The 18,129-nt window shown below is 68.8% G+C and carries 15 protein-coding genes; 6 read left to right on the top strand and 9 right to left on the bottom strand.

Annotated elements, in window-relative coordinates:
• The first annotated feature begins 11 nt into the window (after positions 1-11).
• The gene (locus ACF8NF_RS13600) at positions 12-1,175 is read left to right on the top strand and encodes a glycerophosphodiester phosphodiesterase (protein ID WP_189354098.1); all 1,164 of its coding nucleotides are present in this window, start codon (positions 12-14) and stop codon (positions 1,173-1,175) included.
• Here ACF8NF_RS13600 and ACF8NF_RS13595 read toward each other — a convergent pair.
• The gene (locus ACF8NF_RS13595) at positions 1,159-1,800 is read right to left on the bottom strand and encodes an NAD(P)H-dependent oxidoreductase (protein ID WP_016447241.1); all 642 of its coding nucleotides are present in this window, start codon (positions 1,798-1,800) and stop codon (positions 1,159-1,161) included. The two genes, ACF8NF_RS13600 and ACF8NF_RS13595, sit on opposite strands and share 17 nt — an antisense overlap.
• 38 nt (positions 1,801-1,838) lie before the next feature.
• Complete coding sequence (locus ACF8NF_RS13590; RefSeq protein ID WP_313284181.1) at positions 1,839-2,228, bottom strand: MerR family transcriptional regulator; 390 nt, start codon at positions 2,226-2,228, stop codon at positions 1,839-1,841.
• Between the two features lie 123 nt (positions 2,229-2,351).
• Between ACF8NF_RS13590 and ACF8NF_RS13585 the strand changes: the two genes are divergently transcribed.
• Entirely contained in the window at positions 2,352-3,866 is a 1,515-nt protein-coding gene (locus tag ACF8NF_RS13585; protein ID WP_212645613.1) for a M20 family metallopeptidase, read from the top strand.
• Entirely contained in the window at positions 3,866-4,750 is an 885-nt protein-coding gene (locus ACF8NF_RS13580) for an alpha/beta hydrolase (protein ID WP_392450721.1), read from the top strand. The genes ACF8NF_RS13585 and ACF8NF_RS13580 overlap by 1 nt, the downstream gene beginning before the upstream one ends.
• On the opposite strand, the gene ACF8NF_RS13575 is transcribed toward ACF8NF_RS13580, so the two are convergent.
• Positions 4,737-5,489: a 16S rRNA (uracil(1498)-N(3))-methyltransferase gene (locus ACF8NF_RS13575; RefSeq protein WP_016454204.1), complete on the bottom strand. Its 753-nt coding sequence runs from the start codon at positions 5,487-5,489 to the stop codon at positions 4,737-4,739. The two genes, ACF8NF_RS13580 and ACF8NF_RS13575, sit on opposite strands and share 14 nt — an antisense overlap.
• Positions 5,490-5,502: 13 nt before the next feature.
• Positions 5,503-6,600, bottom strand: coding sequence for an aminoglycoside phosphotransferase family protein (locus ACF8NF_RS13570; RefSeq protein WP_016447236.1), 1,098 nt, complete (start codon positions 6,598-6,600; stop codon positions 5,503-5,505).
• 92 nt (positions 6,601-6,692) lie between these two features.
• Here ACF8NF_RS13570 and ACF8NF_RS13565 point away from each other — a divergent pair, with 92 nt between their 5' ends.
• From ACF8NF_RS13565 to rsmA, 3 genes are all read left to right on the top strand, one after another.
• A complete protein-coding gene (locus ACF8NF_RS13565; RefSeq protein ID WP_043791605.1) occupies positions 6,693-9,128 on the top strand; it encodes an LPS-assembly protein LptD in 2,436 nt (811 codons plus the stop codon).
• 41 nt (positions 9,129-9,169) lie between these two features.
• Positions 9,170-10,597 carry a peptidylprolyl isomerase gene (locus ACF8NF_RS13560; protein ID WP_016447234.1) on the top strand — a complete coding sequence of 476 codons (1,428 nt, stop codon included), beginning with the start codon at positions 9,170-9,172 and terminating at the stop codon, positions 10,595-10,597.
• 76 nt (positions 10,598-10,673) lie between these two features.
• A complete protein-coding gene (gene rsmA, locus ACF8NF_RS13555; RefSeq protein ID WP_017404994.1) occupies positions 10,674-11,441 on the top strand; it encodes a 16S rRNA (adenine(1518)-N(6)/adenine(1519)-N(6))-dimethyltransferase RsmA in 768 nt (255 codons plus the stop codon).
• A gap of 66 nt (positions 11,442-11,507) precedes the next feature.
• On the opposite strand, the gene ACF8NF_RS13550 is transcribed toward rsmA, so the two are convergent.
• From ACF8NF_RS13550 to ACF8NF_RS13530, 5 genes are all read right to left on the bottom strand, one after another.
• Entirely contained in the window at positions 11,508-11,933 is a 426-nt protein-coding gene (locus ACF8NF_RS13550) for a barstar family protein (RefSeq protein WP_013804792.1), read from the bottom strand.
• Positions 11,934-12,082: 149 nt separating this feature from the next.
• On the bottom strand, positions 12,083-12,502 hold the full coding sequence (locus ACF8NF_RS13545) for a ribonuclease domain-containing protein (RefSeq protein ID WP_074921142.1): 420 nt from the start codon (positions 12,500-12,502) through the stop codon (positions 12,083-12,085).
• A gap of 324 nt (positions 12,503-12,826) precedes the next feature.
• Positions 12,827-15,136, bottom strand: a complete 2,310-nt coding sequence (locus ACF8NF_RS13540) for an NADP-dependent malic enzyme (protein ID WP_016447231.1) — start codon at positions 15,134-15,136, stop codon at positions 12,827-12,829.
• Positions 15,137-15,344: 208 nt separating this feature from the next.
• The gene (locus tag ACF8NF_RS13535) at positions 15,345-16,811 is read right to left on the bottom strand and encodes a M81 family metallopeptidase (RefSeq protein ID WP_016447230.1); all 1,467 of its coding nucleotides are present in this window, start codon (positions 16,809-16,811) and stop codon (positions 15,345-15,347) included.
• A complete protein-coding gene (locus ACF8NF_RS13530; protein WP_016447229.1) occupies positions 16,808-18,103 on the bottom strand; it encodes a Zn-dependent hydrolase in 1,296 nt (431 codons plus the stop codon). The genes ACF8NF_RS13535 and ACF8NF_RS13530 overlap by 4 nt, the downstream gene beginning before the upstream one ends.
• Positions 18,104-18,129: the final 26 nt, after the last annotated feature.

Here is an 18,129-nt window from a genome sequence, read left to right as displayed (position 1 = left end):
CGGAGACAGACATGGACAACCTCCCACGCCGCCGCGCGCTGGCCCTGGCCGGCGCGGCCGCCGGCCTGCTGGTGGCCGGCTGCGCCGCACCGCAGGCGCCCGCCCGAAGCGATGCCGCTGCCGACTGGCCGCCCCGGCCCGCGCTGATCGCCCATCGCGGCGCATCGGCGCTGCGGCCAGAGCACACGCTGGAGGCATACCGCGAGGCCATACGCGCGGGCGCCGACTTCATCGAGCCCGACCTGGTCATCACGCGCGATGGCGTGCTGGTGGCGCGGCATGAGAACGCCATCGCCATCCTCGCGGCCGACGGCAGCCTCAAGGAGGCCACGACCAATGTGGCCGACCGCCCCGAGTTCGCGGCGCGCAAGACCACCAAAACCATCGACGGGCAGGCGATCACGGGCTGGTTCGTGGAGGATTTCACGCTGGCCGAGCTGAAGACGCTGCGTGCGCGCGAACGCATCCCGGCGATCCGCCCGGCGAATGTGCAGTTCAATGACCGTTTCGAGGTGCCCACGCTGCAGGAGGTCATCGACCTGGCCCGAGCCGAGAGCGCACGCTCGAGCCGCACCATCGGCATCTATCCCGAGACCAAGCACCCGAGCTACTTCCAGTCCATCGGCCTGCCGCTGGAGCCCGCGCTGCTCAAGCTGCTCGCGGACAACGGCTGGAACCATGCGCAGGCGCCGGTGTTCGTGCAGTCCTTCGAGGTCGAGAACCTGCGCTGGATCCGTGCGCGCAGCAGCCTGCGCCTGGTGCAATTGCTGGCGCCCAAGGGCAAGCCCTATGACAGCGTGGCACGCGGCACGGGCCCCGGCTATGCCGACATGGTCACGCCCGCAGGCCTGGCCGAGATTGCGCGCTACGCCAACGGCATAGGGCCGAGCAAAAGCATGGTGATCCCCGTGGTGCAGGGTGCGAATGCCGCGCCCACTGCGCTGGTGGCCGATGCCCATCGCGCGGGGCTGCTGGTCCATCCCTGGACGCTGCGGCCCGAGAACGCCTTCCTTCCCCTGAGCCTGAAATCTCCGCCCGCACAGGACGGCGCCCGGCGTGGCAATGCGCGCGCCGACATGGACGATTTCCTGCGCACGGGCATCGATGGCATCTTCACCGACGACCCGTCGGTGGGGCGAGCCGCCATTGACGCATTGCTCAAGTCGCGGCCTTGACCGGACGTGCTGCCGTGCGCCGGCCCGCTGCCTGCGCCTGCTCCAGCCACTGCTGGCGGCGTGCGGCATCGGCGCCGAGCACGGGTCCGAAACTGTGTATGCGCACGGGCCGGATGCCGCTGAACTCCAGGATGGCACGGCGCATCTGGTGATGGCCCGGCATGTGCGCCAGCCAGCGGTAGTACCAGGGCGGGGAATCCATGCTCACCAGCAGATCGGCGGTGCGGCCGGCCAGCAGCCGGTCCCACAGCATCGAGCCCTTGCGGTACTTGAAGGCGAAGCCCGGCAGAAAGATGCGGTCGATGAAGCCCTTGAGCAAGGCCGGCAGGCCGCCCCACCAGGTCGGATAGACCCAGGCCAGGTGGCTGGCCCACAGGATGTCGGCCTGGGCCTGCTGCAGGTCAGGCTCCAGGGGCTGATCCTGGCGATAGCCGGCGCGCAGCAGCGGGTCGAATTCCAGTTCGCCCAGGCGCAGCGTGCGCACTTGGGCACCGCTGTCGCGTGCGCCCTGGGCGTAGGCATCGGCCAGGCCGGCGCACAGGCTGCCGGCCGACGGGTGGCCGAGGATGATCAGGATGCGCTGGGGATGATGGGGGTGCGTGGTGCTTGGAGACATGGCGGCCATGTTCGCCTTGCCCCAAGGGGCAGGGTCAAGACCCTGGATCAAGCCATGGCGGTCTCGCAGGCGCGTTCTCTGGAATCCGTCGGCTCCAGGCGGCATTCGAGCAGCTCACGCTCCAGTGCGGCCAGCTGCGTCTGCAGTCCCTGAAGGTGCTGCATCTGCGCCTGCACCTGCTCGCGGCGGCCGCGCAGCAGCCGGGCCAGCGCGTCCCAGCTGTCGGCGTGGTCCAGGCGCTGCAGGCCATGCAGCTCGTCGAGCCGAAAGCCCAGCCCCAGCGCCTGGCGGATGCGCTGCACCAGCACCAGATCCTGCTGTCCATACACGCGGTAGCTGCCTGCCCGCGCCACGGCACCGAGCAGGCCCCGTGATTCATAGAGCCTGACGGCCTTGGGCGAGCAGCCGGCGCGTCGGGCGAGTTCTCCGATATACATGGGGCGTGATCGTAGTCGCTGGCGCCGGGCTCTCATGGTCTGCATGGCGTTGGCGCACAATGACCGGATCGCGGCGCTGGCTTCGCTCGAACGGTGCGCCCATCCCTGACACGAGGACCCACCATGAATGCACGCACTCCTTCACAACTGCTGCAGCCCGCAGCCGCGCTGGACCGGATCAGCCGCTCCTGGGACGAGCGCATCGTCCCGGCGCTGACCGAGTACATCGCCATTCCCGCCAAGTCGCCCATGTTCGCGCCCGACTGGGAGCAGCAGGGCCACCTGGAGACCGTGCTGCGCAATGCGGCCGACTGGGTGCAGGCGCAGAAGGTGGCGGGCCTGACGCTGGAGATCGTGCGCCAGCCGGGCCGCACGCCGGTGCTGTTCTTCGAGGTGGAAGGCACGCAGGACAAGGCGGCCTCCAGCCCCACGGTGCTGATGTACGGCCATCTGGACAAGCAGCCCGAGTTCGACGGCTGGCGCAGCGATCTGGGTCCGTGGACGCCCAAGTACGAGAACGGAAAGCTGTACGGGCGCGGCGGTGCCGATGATGGCTATGCGGTCTACGCCAGCATTGCCGCCGTGCAGGAGCTCAAGCGCCAGGGCGTGCCGCACCCGCGCATCCTGGGCCTGATCGAGACCTGCGAGGAAAGCGGCTCGCGCGACCTGTTGCCCTATGTCGATGCCCTGCGTCCGCGCCTGGGCGATGTGGGCCTGGTGATCTGCCTGGACAGCGGCGCCGGCAACTACGACCAGCTGTGGCTGACCACCAGCCTGCGCGGCATGGCCAGCGGCACGCTGAAGGTGGAGATCCTCACGGAGGGCGTGCACTCGGGCGATGCCTCGGGCGTCGTGCCGTCGTCCTTCCGCATCCTGCGCCAGGTGCTGGACCGTCTGGAGGACAGCAAGACCGGGCGCCTGCTGCCCGCCAGCTTCCACTGCGAGGTCCCGGCCGACCGCATGGCCCAGATGCGCGCCACGGCGGCCATCCTCGGCGAGGAGACCTATGCGCGCTTTCCCTGGGCGCACTACGACTGCGGCGGCTCCACGCTGTTTGCCCTGCCCACCACCACCGACCCGGTGCAGGCGCTGGTCAAGCGCACCTGGGAGCCCACGCTGAGTGTCACAGGCGCAGAGGGCCTGCCCGCGCTGCAGGATGCCGGCAACGTGCTGCGGCCCTACACGGCCTTCAAGCTCAGCCTGCGCCTGCCGCCCCTGGTCGATGCCGCCGCCTGCGTGCAGGAGATGAAGGCGCTGCTGGAGGACAACGCGCCCTACCAGGCCCGTGTGACCTGGCAAGGGCTGTCGGGTGCCAGCGGCTGGAATGCGCCAGCCATGGACGGCTGGTTCGAGGACGCGCTCAACGCCGCCAGCCAGGCGCATTTCGGCGCCTCCTGCGGCTACATCGGGCAGGGCGGCACGATTCCGCTGATGAACATGCTCAGCCAGGGCTTTCCCAAGGCCCAGATGATGGTCTGCGGCGTGCTCGGCCCCAAGAGCAACGCCCACGGCCCCAATGAATTCCTGCACGTGCCCTATGCCAAGAAGCTCACGGCCGCCGTGGCCCAGGTGATCGCCGCCATGGCCGTGACGCAGGCAGCTTCCGAAGCCGGTGCCGGCACTGCCGGCGTGGCGTGATGGCAGCGTCTGCCCCCGCACCCGTTCCTGCATCTGCCTCGCAAGGCCAGGTCACGCGCCTTGCGTCCAGCGACGGCGCCGAGCTGTCACTGTGCGATTGGCCTGCCGGCGAGGGCCCGGCGCGCGCCACCGTGCTGCTGGTGCACGGCCTGGGCGAGCACATCGGCCGCTATGCGGCGCTGGCCCAGCGGCTCAATGCCTGGGGCTATGCCGTACGCGGCTACGACCAATATGGCCACGGACGCTCGGCAGGGCCGCGCGGTGGCCTGACGGGCGACAACCGGCTTCTGGACGACCTGGCGGCCGTGGTGGATGACACGCGCGCCCGGCAACCGGCCGGCCAGCCGCTGGTGCTGTTGGGCCACAGCCTGGGCGGCCTGGTGGCGGCGCTGTTCGTAGCCCGGGCCATCCGGCCTGTCGATGCGCTGGTGCTGTCCTCGCCAGCCCTCGATGTGGGCCTGTCGCCGATCCAGAAATTGCTCGTTGGCACGCTGCCGCGCCTGCTGCCCGATCTGCGCGTGTCCAACGGCCTGCAGATTCCGTATCTCTCGCATGACGTGGCGGTCTGCGATGCCTACCGCGCCGATCCGCTGTGCCACGACCGCATCAGCGCACGGCTGGCGCGCTTTCTGGCGCAGGGCGGCCCGCAGGTGCTGGCCCGTGCGGGCAGCTGGCGTGTGCCCAGCCTGTTGCTGTGGGCAGGGGACGACAGGCTGGTGGCGCCGGCCGGCAGCCAGGCCTTTTCCGACCGTGCGCCGCCGGCCGTGGTGCAGGCGCAGTGCTTTGACGGCGCCTACCACGAGCTGTTCAACGAAAGCGATGCCTTCGCCGCGCCCGTGTTCACCAGGCTGCGGCAGTGGCTGGGCCGGTTCAGTCCAGCGTGAGCGCCGCCAGCGCGGCCAAGGGCGCGGTTTCCGCGCGCAGAACGCGTGGACCCAGCGTGACGGGCACGAAACCCTGGGCGCGGGCCAGGGCCTCTTCGGCCGGAGAGAGGCCCCCTTCGGGGCCCGATAGAAAGACCACGGGCGCATCCTCGGCCGTGGCGTCCACGATCTCGCCCAGCGGCCGGGTTCCCTCGCCCAGCGACAGCAGCAGCCGCAGCGTGCCGGGCGGCAGCTGTTTCGCGCCGCCCTCCAGCCAGTCTTGCAGGTCGGTGGGCGCATGCAGCGGCGGCACGCGGTTGCGTGTGCACTGCTCGCAGGCCGACACGGCCACGGCCTGCCAGTGCGCCAGCTTTTTCTCGGCGCGCTCGCCCTTGAGCTTGAGCACGCTGCGCTCGGCCACCAGCGGTGTGATGCTGGCGGCGCCCAGCTCGGCGGCCTTCTCCACCAGCCAGTCCATGCGTTCGTTGGCCGTGATGCCTGCCAGCAGGTGCACGGGGCGCAGCGGTTCGCGTTCCACGGCGTGGTGCGCGCCTATGCGCACGGCCACGTCGCTGCGGCCCATGCGCAGCACGGTGGCCTCGAACTCGCCGCCGCTGAAGCCTTCGCCGGCACGGCCCTGAAAGAGGGTGATGCCGTCGCCGGGCTGCAGGCGCAGCACCTGCACATGGCGGGCCGCGCCGGGCGGCAGTTCGATGTCGTCGCCGCTGCGCAGCGCGATGGGGCAGTGAAAGCGTGGCATGGCGTACCTGTCCTCAAACGCGCCCGTAGGCCCAGCCCACCTGGGGCTGAATGTTCTCGATCTGGTCCACCAGGCGCAGCAGCGGCGTCAGTTCGCGGTAGCGGCTGCAGGTGGCGCGGATGTAGTGGATGAAGCGCGGCGTATCCGCCAGGTAGCGGGGCTTGCCGTCTCGCAGTGTCAGCCGTGCAAAGATGCCGGCCACCTTGAGGTGGCGCTGCAGCCCCATCCATTCCACGCCACGGTAGAACTCGCCGAAATCGTCGCCCCAGCCGCTTTGGCTGCGCGCGCCCACCAATCCCGACTTGCGTGCCTTTTCCCAGTAACGCACGGTAATGTCGATGACAAAGTCCTCTTCCCAGCTGATGAAGGCATCGCGCAGCAGGCTGGCGATGTCATAGGTCACCGGGCCGTAGACCGCATCCTGGAAGTCCAGCACGCCCAGCGGGCCGCTGGCGGTCACGGGCTGCATGAGATTGCGCGTCATGAAGTCGCGGTGCACGAAGACGCTGGGTGCCGCCAGGTTGTGGGCCACGATCTGGTCGAAGGCCTTGGCCAGCGTGGCCTGCTGCCTGTCGTCGAGCACGGTCTCGCGGTGGCGCGCGATGTACCAGTCGGGGAACAGCTGCAGTTCGCGGCGCAGCAGGGCGTCGTCATAGGCGGGCAGCACGTCGGGGCGCGAGGCGGTCTGCCAGGCCAGCAGCACCTCCAGCGCCGAGCGGTACCAGGCTTCCGCGTCCTGGGGCTTTTCCGGGTCCAGCGCCTCGATGACGGTGTGGCCGCCCAGGTCGGACAGCAGCATGAAGCCGTGCACGGCGTCCCAGTCCAGGATCTGCGGCACGGCCAGGCCGGCCGAGGCCATCAGCGCCTGCACCTTGGCGAAGGGCGCGCAGTCTTCCTTGTCCGGCGGGGCATCCATGACGATGAGGCTGGCGCCGGCGGCGGTGTCCAGGCGCAGATAGCGGCGAAAGCTGGCATCGGCCGATGCCGGGCGCAGGGTTTCGGGGCGCAGCGCGTGGCGGGCGGACAGCGGGGCCAGCCAGGCGTCGAAGGCGGCATGGCGGGCGGGGTCGGCCCAGACAACGCCGGCCGTGGGGGTGTTTGGATGGCTCATGGATAATCGCGATTCTACAAACCGCCACCCCGGCGAATGCCCGGCGGTGATGCTAGGCTTGCGCCTTTGTCCACCCGCCGCTGTTGACCACCGTGTACCTCCGACCGCCGCTCCCCGATCCGCTGGCTGCCCGCGCGCCCGCGCGCCCCGCTGTACGCCCGCTGGCCTGGCTTGTGGCTCTCGCATGGGCCGGTGGCTCGACGCTGGCCCAGGCCCAGCCCGCTGCGGCCGATGAAGGCCGGCTGCAGCAGGTGCGCCCGCTGCGCCCCAGCACGCTGATGCAGGAAACCTACCCTGAGGCGGTCCGCTCCCAGCAGCCCGTCTACGTGCGTGGCGACGCGCTCAGCGGCCAGCCGGACATCAATGCGGTGATCGAGGGCAATGCCGAACTGCGCCGCGGCGACACCATGATCCGCGCCGACCGGCTCGAATACCAGGTGCCCGACGACCGCGTCAATGCCTCGGGCGCCGTGCACATCAACCAGGCCGGCAATGTCTACGAAGGCTCGCAGCTGGACCTGCAGGTCGATGCCTTCAAGGGCTTTTTCGACAACGCCGGCTACCGCTTCCTGGCCAACGGGGCCTACGGCAAATCCTCGCGCGTGGACTTCATCGACCGCGACCATGCCGTGGTCCATGACGCGACCTACACCACCTGCCAGCGCGATGACGAAGCCACCTGGCAGCCGGCCTGGATGCTGCGCGCCCGGACCTTGCACATCGACATGGCCGAGGAAGTCGGCGTGGCCGAAGGCGCGGCCCTGCAGTTCAAGGGCGTGACCGTGCTGCCCGTGCCGCGCATGAGCTTTCCGCTGTCGGACAAGCGCAAGTCGGGCCTGCTGCCTCCCACCATGGGCCTGGACAAGCTCAGCGGCATCGAATACACGCAGCCCTACTACTGGAACCTCGCGCCCAACCGCGACATGACCCTGTATCCCTCGGTCATGAGCAAGCGCGGCGTCAACCTGGGCGCCCAGTTCCGCTATCTGGAGCCCACCTATTCGGGCGAGGCCTACGCGGCCTACATGCCGGGCGACCGCCAGCGCGACCGTGACCGCTGGGCCTACTCGCTGCAGCACCGGGGCGTCATCAGCTCGCCCATCGGCGGCCTGGGGTTGAACATGAACCTCAACCGCGTCAGCGACGACAACTACTGGCGTGATTTCCCGCTGGCCGCCCGTTCCTTGCGCGAGCGCCTGCTGCCCAACGACGTGAACCTGTCCTGGGCGCGTGGCGACGGGGTGCTGACCCTGCGCACCCTGTACTGGCAGACCATGCAGGACGCATCGGCGCCCATTGCCCCGCCCTACGGCATGAAGCCGCAGCTGCAATGGCGCTACACGCCGCTGGACCTGCCGCACGGCCTGGACTTCAGCTTCGTGGCCGACACCACGCGCTTCGAGATCGACAAGCCCCTGGCCGGCATGACCTACAACAACGGCCAGCGCAGCTACATGCAGGCGCAGCTGAGCCGTCCCTTCCTGTCGCCGGGCGCCTTCATCACGCCCAGGATCCAGTTGCACACCAGCAACTACCAGGTGGACCGCCTGATGAGCAACGGCAGCCGCAATGCCTCGCGCACGCTGCCCACGGTCAGTGTGGACAGCGGCCTGGTGTTCGAGCGCGACACCACGCTGTTCGGCCGCCAGCTGCTGCAGACCTTCGAGCCGCGCGCCTTCTACACCTACACGCCCTACCGCGACCAGAGCTTTCTGCCGCTGTACGACACGGCGCGCAACGACTTCAACTTCGCGAGCATCTACTCCGAAAACGACTACAACGGCCAGGACCGCATTGCCGACAACCACCTGCTGACCCTGGGCGCGACCACACGCCTGATCGACGGGGCCACGGGCGCGGAAAAGGCGCGTTTCGGCATTGCGCAGCGCGTGCGTTTCTCCGACCAGAAGGTCATCCTGCCCGGCGAGGTGCCTGCCACCAGTCGGCTGTCCGACGTGCTGCTGGGTGCGGCCATCAACTGGACCGATGCCTGGTCCACCGAAGGCACGACCCAGTACAACCGCGACCTGAACCGCCCGGTGCGCACCACCTTCGGCGCGCGCTACAGCCCCAGCTCCTACCGCACGGTGAACGTGGCCTACCGTACCCAGTACGACACCGTGGCACGCACCGATGCCAGCAAGCTGGTCGATGTGGGCTGGCAATGGCCCATCAACGACCTCTGGGGCGACAAGGGCCGTGACCTGGGTGCCGGCCGTGGCCAGGGCGGCGGCCGCTGGTACACGGTGGGCCGGCTGAACTACAGCCTGAAGGACCGCAAGCTCGTCGATACCGTGGTCGGGCTGGAGTACGACGGCTGCTGCTGGATTGGCCGCGTGGTGCTGGAGCGCCTGCAAAGCTCCATCACCCAGTCCAACACCCGGCTGCTGTTCCAGATCGAGTTCGTAGGCTTCTCGCGGCTGAGCCTGGGTGCCGACCCGCAGCGCAGCCTCAAGCAGAATGTGCCGCGCTACCAATACCTGCGCGAGTCGGTGACGCCGCCCAGCCGCTTCACCAATTACGATTAGAGCCAAGGCTCCAAACACGCTTTTTGCAAGGCATCTCTCCCATGCGTTTTCTTTCCCAGACCCATTGCTGCGCAGCGGCCGCTGTGGCGCTGGCCTTGCTGGCCACCACAGCCCAGGCGCAAGGCCTGCGTGTTCCGGGCCAGTCCAGGGCGCCCCAGGCCGGCGATGCCTCCGTCTCGCGCGCGCTGGACGCCACCAACCAGCCCTTGTCGCGTGATCGCGGCAGCAATGCCGGCGTGCGCTCGGCCGACTACATCGTGGCCGTGGTCAACTCCGAGCCCGTGACCAACAACGAGGTGCGGGCCCGCATGGCGCGCGTGGCGCAGAACATTGCCGAGCAGGGCGGCCAGATGCCGCCCGAGGCGCTGCTGGCCCGCGAGGTGCTGGAGCGGCTGATCGTGGAAAAGGCCCAGCTGCAGGAAGCCAAGGACACGGGCCTGCGCGTGGATGACTACGCCGTGGACCAGGCGCTGACCAATGTGGCGCGGCAAAACGGCCTGGACAAGGCCGGCCTGCAGTCACGCCTGCGGGCCGAGGGCGTGAACGAAAAGCAGTTCCGCGAAGAACTGCGCCGCCAGATCACGCTGCAGCGCCTGCGCGAGCGCGATGTGGACGGCCGCGTGCGCGTGACCGAAGCCGACATCGACCGCTACCTGGCCGAGCAGCGCAGCGGCGGCGCCGACAAGGCGCCGGCGGCCGTGAATCTGGGCCACATCCTGATCGCCGTGCGCGAGGATGCCAGCCCCGCCGAAGTGGCCGAGCGCGAAGCCCGCGCCAAGCAGGCCGCCGAGGCGGCCCGCACGCAAGGCGACTTCCTGGCCGTGGTCAAGGAGTTCTCCGATGTGCCCGACGGCCAGGGCGGCGGCGCCATGGGCATGCGCCCGCTGGACCGTTACCCCGAACTGTTCACCAAGGCCGTGGGCCAGACGCCGCAGGGCGGCATCGTCGGCCCCTTCCGTTCGGGCGCGGGCTTTCACGTGCTCAAGGTTCTGGAGAAGTCGCAGGCCGGCATGCCTTCCGTGGTCACGCAAAACCATGCGCGCCACATCCTGCTGCGCATCGGCGACCAGATGACCGAGGCCGATGCCGCCAAGCGCCTGGCCGACTACAAGCGCCGCGTGGACAGCGGCCAGGCCAGCTTCGAATCGCTGGCCCGCGAGTTCTCGCAGGACGGCAGCGCGCGCAACGGCGGCGATCTGGGCTGGGCCTCGCCCGGCCAGTTCGTGCCCGAGTTCGAGCAGGTGCTCAATGCGCTGCAGCCCGGGCAGGTCAGCGACCCGCTGGTCTCGCGCTTCGGTGTGCACCTGATCCAGCTCATCGAGCGTCGCCAGGCCGCGCTGACGCCGCGCGAGCAGCGCGACATGGTGCGCAACGTGGTGCGCGAGCGCAAGCTCGAAACCGACTACCAGACCTGGCTGCAGGAGCTGCGTGGCCGCGCCTACGTCGAGTACCGCGAGCCCCCGCAATAAGACACCCCCCAAGCAGCCATGGCTGCGGCAGTCCACAATGGAAGGCGGTGCCATGGCGCACCGCCTTGCTTTTTCTATGAAACACATTCCTCGCAAACGCTTCGGCCAGAACTTCCTGACCGATGGCGGCATCATCGACGGCATCGTGCGTGCCATCGATCCCCGGCCGGGCCAGTCCATGGTCGAGATCGGTCCGGGCCTGATGGCCCTGACCCAGCCCCTGGTCGAGCGCCTGGGCCGGCTCACCGTGATCGAACTGGACCGCGACCTGGCCGTGCGCCTGCGCCTGCACGAGCAGCTCGACGTGGTCGAGTCCGACGTGCTCAAGGTGGACTTTCGCGCCATCGCTGCGCGCCTGGGCGTGCCCAAGCTGCGCATTGCGGGCAACCTGCCCTACAACATCTCCAGCCCCATCCTCTTTCACCTGCTCGAGCAGGTGGACGTGGTCGAGGACCAGCACTTCATGCTGCAAAAGGAGGTCATCGACCGCATGGTGGCCTCTCCGGCCACGGCGGCCTATGGGCGGCTGACGGTCATGCTGCAGTGGCGCTATGCGATGGAGAGCGTGCTGTACGTGCCGCCCGAGAGCTTCAATCCGCCGCCCAAGGTGGACAGCGCCGTCGTGCGCATGGTCCCGCGCGAGGCGCCGGCGGCCCTGGACGCGAAGCTGCTGGAGGAGATGGTGCAGGTGGCCTTCAGCCAGCGGCGCAAGATCCTGCGCAACACGCTGGGGCGCTGGCTGGAAGCCAAGGGCTTTGACGGGGAGTTCGACCTGCAGCGCCGCGCCGAGGAAGTGCCGGTGTCCGAGTACGAGGCACTTGCAGCCCGGTTCACGCGCAGCTAGACGCAGGTGGCGCACGGCGCCAGCGCCCGCATGGGACGCTGGCGCCGTGCAATCAATGTGCGGCTCTTACAGGAAAGAGTAGAAGCAGCGGAACGGGATCTTGCGCTCGGCCCAGTACTCGGCCGCGTCGCGGAAGCTGTCCAGCAGCTGCTCGCGCACTTCCTTGTCGAACTTGGGCGTGGTCGGGATCTGGTCGAGCACGAGCACAAAGCCCGGCTGCGGGCCGGCCTTGTGGATGGGGTCGGTCAGGCAGTCGTAGAGCGCGTCGAAGTTCTTGCCGAAATGCGCGGGGAAGAAGAACTGCGTGGCCAGCAGTTCCAGGATGTCGGCCTTGGTCTGCGCATGGGCCAGGTTGGCATACAGGAAATGGCACCCCAGCGTCTCGGCCGCCTGTTGCAGATCCTCCACCCTGTAGGCGCGGATGGACTGCACGATGTTGGCGCGCACGTTCCGCAAAGGGGTGTCCGGGATCTTACGAAGTGGTGCATCCATCTCCGTGGCTCTTTCTCTAACGTGGATGTGGCCTGCGGGTACGGGCACCTGGCCTGCGGCGTCCCCGGGCTGTGGATGAAATGCAGACCCCTGCCAGCGCACTGCGTCGGACGCGGAGGGTCGAACTGGCTGCAAAGACTGGGTCGAGGTCATTCGATGATCTTGCGAAAGCTGCTGTAGTGGTCGCTGGTGTAGTAGCAGGCATCGGGCTGCTGGGGCTCTCCGCCGCAGACGATGCGGCGGGCTCCGCGGTCACGCGAGCCGGGCGTGCGCACCGTGTACTCACGGTAGTAGCCGCGCGACTGGCGCGGCAGGATGCGCTCGCGGTTGCCGAACACCGTGCCGTCCTTGTCGTGGGCAAAAGGCCCGCCGCGCAGGATCAGCGTATAGGTGGAACGGCCTTCGCGCGGCAGCTCTGACAGGGTGACGGTGGCCATGGCCGCCGTCGAATCCACGCTCTCGGGCGCCGAGCGGCGCGCATCAGCGAGCGAGGGCGACAGCACAAAGGCGGCCCCGACGATGAGCGCTAGACCGGACTGGTACGCCTTGGCGGCGGCTGCCTTCAGCATCAACTACACCTTTCAGAAATCCAGGGAAGCCCTGAAATCTCGACCCGCTAGTGTGACGGAACACCCCTCAAAATGCAAGTTCTGCCTAAAAAACAGGCAGCTTGACCGAGGAAATGTCTGGGGATTGAACAGTGAGAAGGCAACTCTGCGCCTGAGTTGCCTTCCATTCAATGCAAATGCCGCCCGTTGTCTCAAAAACGCGCGCGGCCAAAACGAGGGACACCGAGCAAGGGCCGCCCCGCAGCGAGGGTGTCGTCCCCCTCCCGCGAAGCGAGAGAGGGCGCCGTGCACACGGGGGAAGCGGCGAAGCCGCTCAGGGGGTGCTTAACGGTTAGCGTTAGCGTCCGCCACCGTCAGCGCCGTCATGTTGACGATACGGCGCACCGTCGTGCTCGGCGTGAGGATGTGCACGGGACGGGCGGCGCCCAGCAGCACGGGGCCGATGGCAATGCCGCCGCCAGCGGCCTGCTTGAGCAGGTTGTAGCTGATGTTGGCCGCGTCGATGTTGGGCATGACCAGCAGGTTGGCATTGCCCAGCAGCGTGCTGTTGGGCATGAGCTGGGCGCGGGCCTTGCCGTCCAGGGCCACGTCGCCGTGCATCTCGCCGTCCACTTCCAGCCAGGGGGCCTGCTCGCGCAGCAGCTCCAGGGTCTGGCGCATCTTGACGGCGCTGGGCTGGTTGCTGGAGCCGTAGTTGGAGTGCGACAGCAGGGCTGCCTTGGGCTTGACGCCGAAGCGCATCATTTCCTCGGCGGCCATGATGGTGATCTCGGCCAGCTGCTCGGCCGTGGGGTCGTAGTTGACGTGGGTGTCCACCAGGAAGACCTGGCGGTCGGGCAGCAGCAGGCCGTTCATGCAGGCATAGGTCTGCACGCCGGCGCGGCGGCCGATCACCTGGTCCACGTACTGCAGGTGGTGCGATGTCTGGCCCCAGGTGCCGGTGATCAGGCCGTCCACTTCGCCCTTGTGCAGCAGCATGGAGCCGATCAGGGTCAGGCGGCGGCGCATCTCGATCCTGGCGATGGGCACGGTGATGCCCTTGCGCTCGGTCATGCGGTGGTAGGTCTGCCAGAAGTCGCGGTAGCGCTCGTCGTGCTCGACGTTGACCACGTCGTAGTCCTGGCCCTCCTTCAGGCGCAGGCCGAACTTCTCGATGCGCTGGGCAATGATGGCCGGGCGGCCGATCAGCGTGGGGCGCGCAATGCGCTCGTCCACCACGATCTGCGCGGCGCGCAGGATGCGCTCTTCCTCGCCTTCGGCATAGGCCACGCGCTTCTTGGTGGCCTTCTTGGCCGTGGCGAACAGCGGCTTCATCATCGTGCCCGAGGCATAGACGAAGGTCTGCAGATGGGCGCGGTAGGCGTCCATGTCCTGGATCGGGCGCTGGGCCACGCCGCATTCGGCGGCAGCCTGGGCCACGGCCGAGGCGATCTTCATCATCAGGCGCGGATCGAAGGGCTTGGGGATCAGGTACTCAGGACCGAAGCTCAGCTGCTCGCCCACGTAGGCTGCCGCCACTTCCTCGCTCTGCTCGGCCTGGGCCAGTTCGGCGATGGCGTGGACGGTGGCGATTTCCATCTCGGTGGTGATGGTGGTCGCGCCGCAGTCCAGCGCACCGCGGAAGATGTACGGGAAGCACAGGACGTTGTTGACCTGGTTGGGATAGTCCGAGCGGCCCGTGGCGATGATGGCGTCGCTGCGCACGGCCTTGACGTCTTCGGGAACGATTTCGGGGTTGGGATTGGCCAGCGCGAAGATCACCGGGCGCGCGGCCATCTTGACCACCATGTCCTGCTTGAGCACGCCGCCAGCGGACAGGCCCAGGAAGACGTCGGCGCCTTCGATGACCTGGCCCAGGGTGCGCAGCTCGGTGGCGCGTGCGAACTGGGCCTTGTCCTCGTCCATCAGTTCGGTGCGGCCTTCGTAGACCACGCCGGCCAGGTCGGTGACGAACACGTTCTCCCGGCGCAGGCCGACCTTGAGCAGCAGGTTCAGGCAGGCCAGGGCAGCGGCGCCCGCGCCCGAGGCGACGAGCCGGACCTCCTCGATCTTCTTGCCCGCGACCTTGAGCGCGTTGACCATGGCCGCAGCCACGGTGATGGCCGTGCCGTGCTGGTCATCGTGGAAGACGGGGATCTTCAGGCGGCGGCGCAGTTCGCGCTCCACGAAGAAGCACTCGGGCGCCTTGATGTCTTCCAGGTTGATGGCGCCGAAGGTGGGCTCCAGCGCGGCGATCACGTCGACCAGCTTTTGCGGGTCCTTCTCGTTGATCTCGATGTCGAAGACGTCCACGCCCGCGAACTTCTTGAACAGGACGGCCTTGCCTTCCATCACCGGCTTGGAGGCCAGCGCGCCGATGTCGCCCAGTCCCAGCACGGCCGTGCCGTTGGAGATCACGGCCACCAGGTTGCCGCGCGCCGTGTACTTGAAGGCGGCGGCCGGGTCCTTGACGATCTCTTCGCAGGGCGCTGCCACGCCGGGCGAGTAGGCCAGGGCCAGGTCATGCTGGTTGGCCATGGGCTTGGTCGGCACGATGGTCAGCTTGCCGGGCTTGGGAAACTCGTGGTATTCGAGTGCGGCACGGCGCAGCTGGGCACGTTTATCGGAAGGGGTCGGGGCCGTGTTGTCGGACATCAAGCGTCTCCAGCGAAGGCATGGCCAACGCACGCGCGGATCAGCCCGCGTGCCGTCGGCCGAGGTAGGGGGGAACCGATTGTAGGCCGACAGGCAATAGCCGGGCCCTGCTGTGAAACTGTTGTGATGCCTGGTTGCCCAATGTCCCGCGGCGGCGGCGGTCTTTGCTTGCGCGGCGCCGCAAAGCCGGGCAATCAGATGGCGTCCATCAGATGGCGTCCAGCGGAAACACCGGGCGGCTGACCTGGGCGAACGGAAAGCGCGAATAGTCCGAGGTGGTCACGCCGGGGCTGTCGCACTCGACCAGGCCGGCGGACAGCGGCACGAAGACGGGCCGGCAGTACATGCGCGACTTGAGCAGCACGAAGCGAAAGCGCGTCGGGTCCATGCCCACGCAGTGGAACACGCCCAGGTCCCAGGGCTCGTGCGTCTGCTCGGTGATCACGATCTGCGCTGCGCCCGTGTCCAGGCAGACCGTGCGGCCCATGTGGCAGCGCTGGCCGGTGTAGATGGGGCCGCTGACCGTGTAGGCGCCGTCGCTGACGGCGCGCACCGTGCCGCGCAGCCGCAGCGGCTGCTTGTGAAGGCCGATGCGTTCCAGCGAGACCTTGTTGCCCAGCGCGATCTCCACCTCGGCGCCTTCGCCGGCCGCCGTGAGCGAGGCAACCGCTTCGGGGTCGCACAGCGGGCCCACGGCAATGCCTGACAGGCCCAGCTCCAGCGCGGTCTGCAGCACGTCCATGGTGTCGCAGGTGCCGCCGGACATGCAGTTGTCGCCATGGTCGAGCAGCAGCACGGGGCGGTCGGCTCCCTCGGCCAGGGCCTGGGCGCGGCGCAGCGAATCGGCCAGCGGCTCGCTGCGGTAGACGAAGTCGGCGCGGCGCTGCCAGATCCGGGCGGCCAGCGCGTCCACGCTCGCCTGGGTGGCCGCGCGTTCGTCGGTCCTGCAGGTGGCGACCACGCTCACGCAGGGCGCGGCGATGTCGGCCAGCGAGAAGCCGCCGAACACCGAGACAGCGGGCAGGCCCTCCGCTTCCAGGGCGCGCGCTGCGTTCACGGCGTCCAGCATGGGGCCGTCCAGCGTGGTGCTGCGCAGCGTGTGGCTCATCAGGGGCAGGCGGTGCCAGCACACGGCGTAGCGCGCGCGGCCGGCCAGCATGTCCAGCAGCAGGCGGCCCGCGTGCTCGCCGGTCTCGTACATGTCGATGTGCGGATAGGTCTTGAAGCCGACCATCACATCGGCATTGCCCACCATTTTTTCGGTGATGTTGCCGTGCAGGTCCAGCGCCACGCCAACGGGCACGCCGGGTGCGGCGGCGCGCACGCGTTCGAGCAGGTCGCCTTCGCCGTCGGCGCTGTTCTCGGCCACCATGGCGCCGTGCAGGTCCAGCAAGATGGCATCGCAGCCCGGCGCGGCCGCCACGATGCGGTGCGTGAGTTCGTCATAGGCGGCCGCATGCACGGGGCCGCTGGGATTGGAGGTGGCCGACACGGGCGTGACCAGGGTGGCGCCCGCCGCCTCGGCCAGGTCGATGAAGGCGGCCATGGCCGTGCGCATGCCCTTGTTGGCCGAATAGGCCGCCTCGCCATAGGTGGGCGCAAACGCCTCGATGGGCGTGGGCACGGGCGAGAAGGTATTGGTCTCGTGGTTGAGCCGGGCGATCAGGATCTTCATGCCGGCACCCCGCCGTCCGCTGCCTGCACCACGCCCGCGGCCGCCAGCATGGCGCGCAGCAGCACGTTGCAGCCGGCCTCCAGGTGGGCGGGCTCGGCATCCTCGATCTCGTTGTGGCTGATGCCGTCGGCGCAGGGCACGAAGATCATGGCGGCAGGCGCCACGCGCGCCAGGTAGACGGCATCGTGGCCCGCGCCGCTGACCACGTCCATGGCGCTGTAGCCCAGGTCGGCGGCATTGGCGCGCACGGCCTCCACCAGGTGTGGCGTGAACGGCTGGGGCGGGAAGTAGACGACCTGCTCCACGCCAACGGTCACGCCATGCGCGGCCGCAATGCGCTCGCAGGCCGCGCGCAGTGCGGCGTCCATGTCCAGCAACTGGCCGTCGTCCGGCGCGCGCAGGTCCACGCTGAGCTTGACGCCGCCCGGGATCACGTTGCGCGAGTTGGGAAACACCTCCAGCGATCCCACGGTGCCGCGCGCATGCGGCAGGCGGTCCAGGGCGATGCGGTTGACCTCGGCCACGAGGTCGCTGGCGGCCAGCAGGGCGTCGCGGCGCAGCTCCATGGGCGTGGGGCCGGCATGGGCCTCCATGCCCTGCACGCTGACGTCGTACCAGCGCTGGCCCAGCGCGGCGCTGACCACGCCGATCACGCGTTCATGGTTTTCCAGCACCGGGCCCTGCTCGATATGGGCTTCGAAATACGCGCCCACCGCAGGCGCCGGGCCGGCCGGCCCGGCATAGCCGATGGCGCGCAGCGCCTCGTCCACGCTCACGCCCTGGGCATCGCGCTGGGCCAGCGCATGCTCCAGCGTGAAGGCATTGACGAACACGCCCGAGCCCATCATCACGGGCACGAAGCGCGAGCCTTCCTCATTGGTCCACACGGCCACCTCCACCGGGGCGCGCGTGCGCACGCCGCCATCGTTGAGCGTGCGCAGCACCTCCAGCCCGGCCAGCACGCCGTAGTTGCCGTCGAACTTGCCGCCCGTGGGCTGGGTGTCGATGTGGCTGCCCGTCATCACGGGCGGCAGCGCATCGTCCAGGCCCGCGCGCCGCGCGAAGATGTTGCCGATGGCATCGACGCGGATGCTGCAGCCAGCCTCGCGCGCCCACTGCACGAAGAGATCGCGCCCCTGGCGGTCCAGGTCCGTCAGCGCCAGGCGGCACACGCCGCCCTTGGGTGTGGCGCCTATGCGCGCCAGGTCCATCAGCGATTGCCACAGGCGGGCGCCGTCGGTGCGCAGCCCGGCCGCAACGGCGGCGGCTGCAAGAGGGGTACTGAGATCCATGAATGACTCCTGGGAATGCGAAAGGC

This window comes from Delftia sp. WSY_22 (assembly GCF_043104185.1).
GTDB lineage: Bacteria > Pseudomonadota > Gammaproteobacteria > Burkholderiales > Burkholderiaceae_C > Comamonas > Comamonas tsuruhatensis.
Note: the sequence above shows the minus strand (reverse complement) of the source record. Positions and strands in the feature narration are given on the sequence as shown.

Bases quoted from the DNA above. Each gene is read 5' to 3' on its own strand.
- ACF8NF_RS13595 (WP_016447241.1), bottom strand. From the start codon at position 1,800: ATGGCCGCCATGTCTCCAAGCACCACGCACCCCCATCATCCCCAGCGC.
- ACF8NF_RS13585 (WP_212645613.1), top strand. From the start codon at position 2,352: ATGAATGCACGCACTCCTTCACAACTGCTGCAGCCCGCAGCCGCGCTG.
- ACF8NF_RS13550 (WP_013804792.1), bottom strand. From the start codon at position 11,933: ATGGATGCACCACTTCGTAAGATCCCGGACACCCCTTTGCGGAACGTG.
- ACF8NF_RS13575 (WP_016454204.1), bottom strand. From the start codon at position 5,489: ATGCCACGCTTTCACTGCCCCATCGCGCTGCGCAGCGGCGACGACATC.
- ACF8NF_RS13540 (WP_016447231.1), bottom strand. From the start codon at position 15,136: ATGTCCGACAACACGGCCCCGACCCCTTCCGATAAACGTGCCCAGCTG.
- ACF8NF_RS13590 (WP_313284181.1), bottom strand. From the start codon at position 2,228: ATGTATATCGGAGAACTCGCCCGACGCGCCGGCTGCTCGCCCAAGGCC.
- ACF8NF_RS13600 (WP_189354098.1), top strand. From the start codon at position 12: ATGGACAACCTCCCACGCCGCCGCGCGCTGGCCCTGGCCGGCGCGGCC.
- ACF8NF_RS13580 (WP_392450721.1), top strand. From the start codon at position 3,866: ATGGCAGCGTCTGCCCCCGCACCCGTTCCTGCATCTGCCTCGCAAGGC.
- ACF8NF_RS13560 (WP_016447234.1), top strand. From the start codon at position 9,170: ATGCGTTTTCTTTCCCAGACCCATTGCTGCGCAGCGGCCGCTGTGGCG.
- ACF8NF_RS13535 (WP_016447230.1), bottom strand. From the start codon at position 16,811: ATGAAGATCCTGATCGCCCGGCTCAACCACGAGACCAATACCTTCTCG.
- rsmA (WP_017404994.1), top strand. From the start codon at position 10,674: ATGAAACACATTCCTCGCAAACGCTTCGGCCAGAACTTCCTGACCGAT.
- ACF8NF_RS13570 (WP_016447236.1), bottom strand. From the start codon at position 6,600: ATGAGCCATCCAAACACCCCCACGGCCGGCGTTGTCTGGGCCGACCCC.
- ACF8NF_RS13545 (WP_074921142.1), bottom strand. From the start codon at position 12,502: ATGCTGAAGGCAGCCGCCGCCAAGGCGTACCAGTCCGGTCTAGCGCTC.
- ACF8NF_RS13530 (WP_016447229.1), bottom strand. From the start codon at position 18,103: ATGGATCTCAGTACCCCTCTTGCAGCCGCCGCCGTTGCGGCCGGGCTG.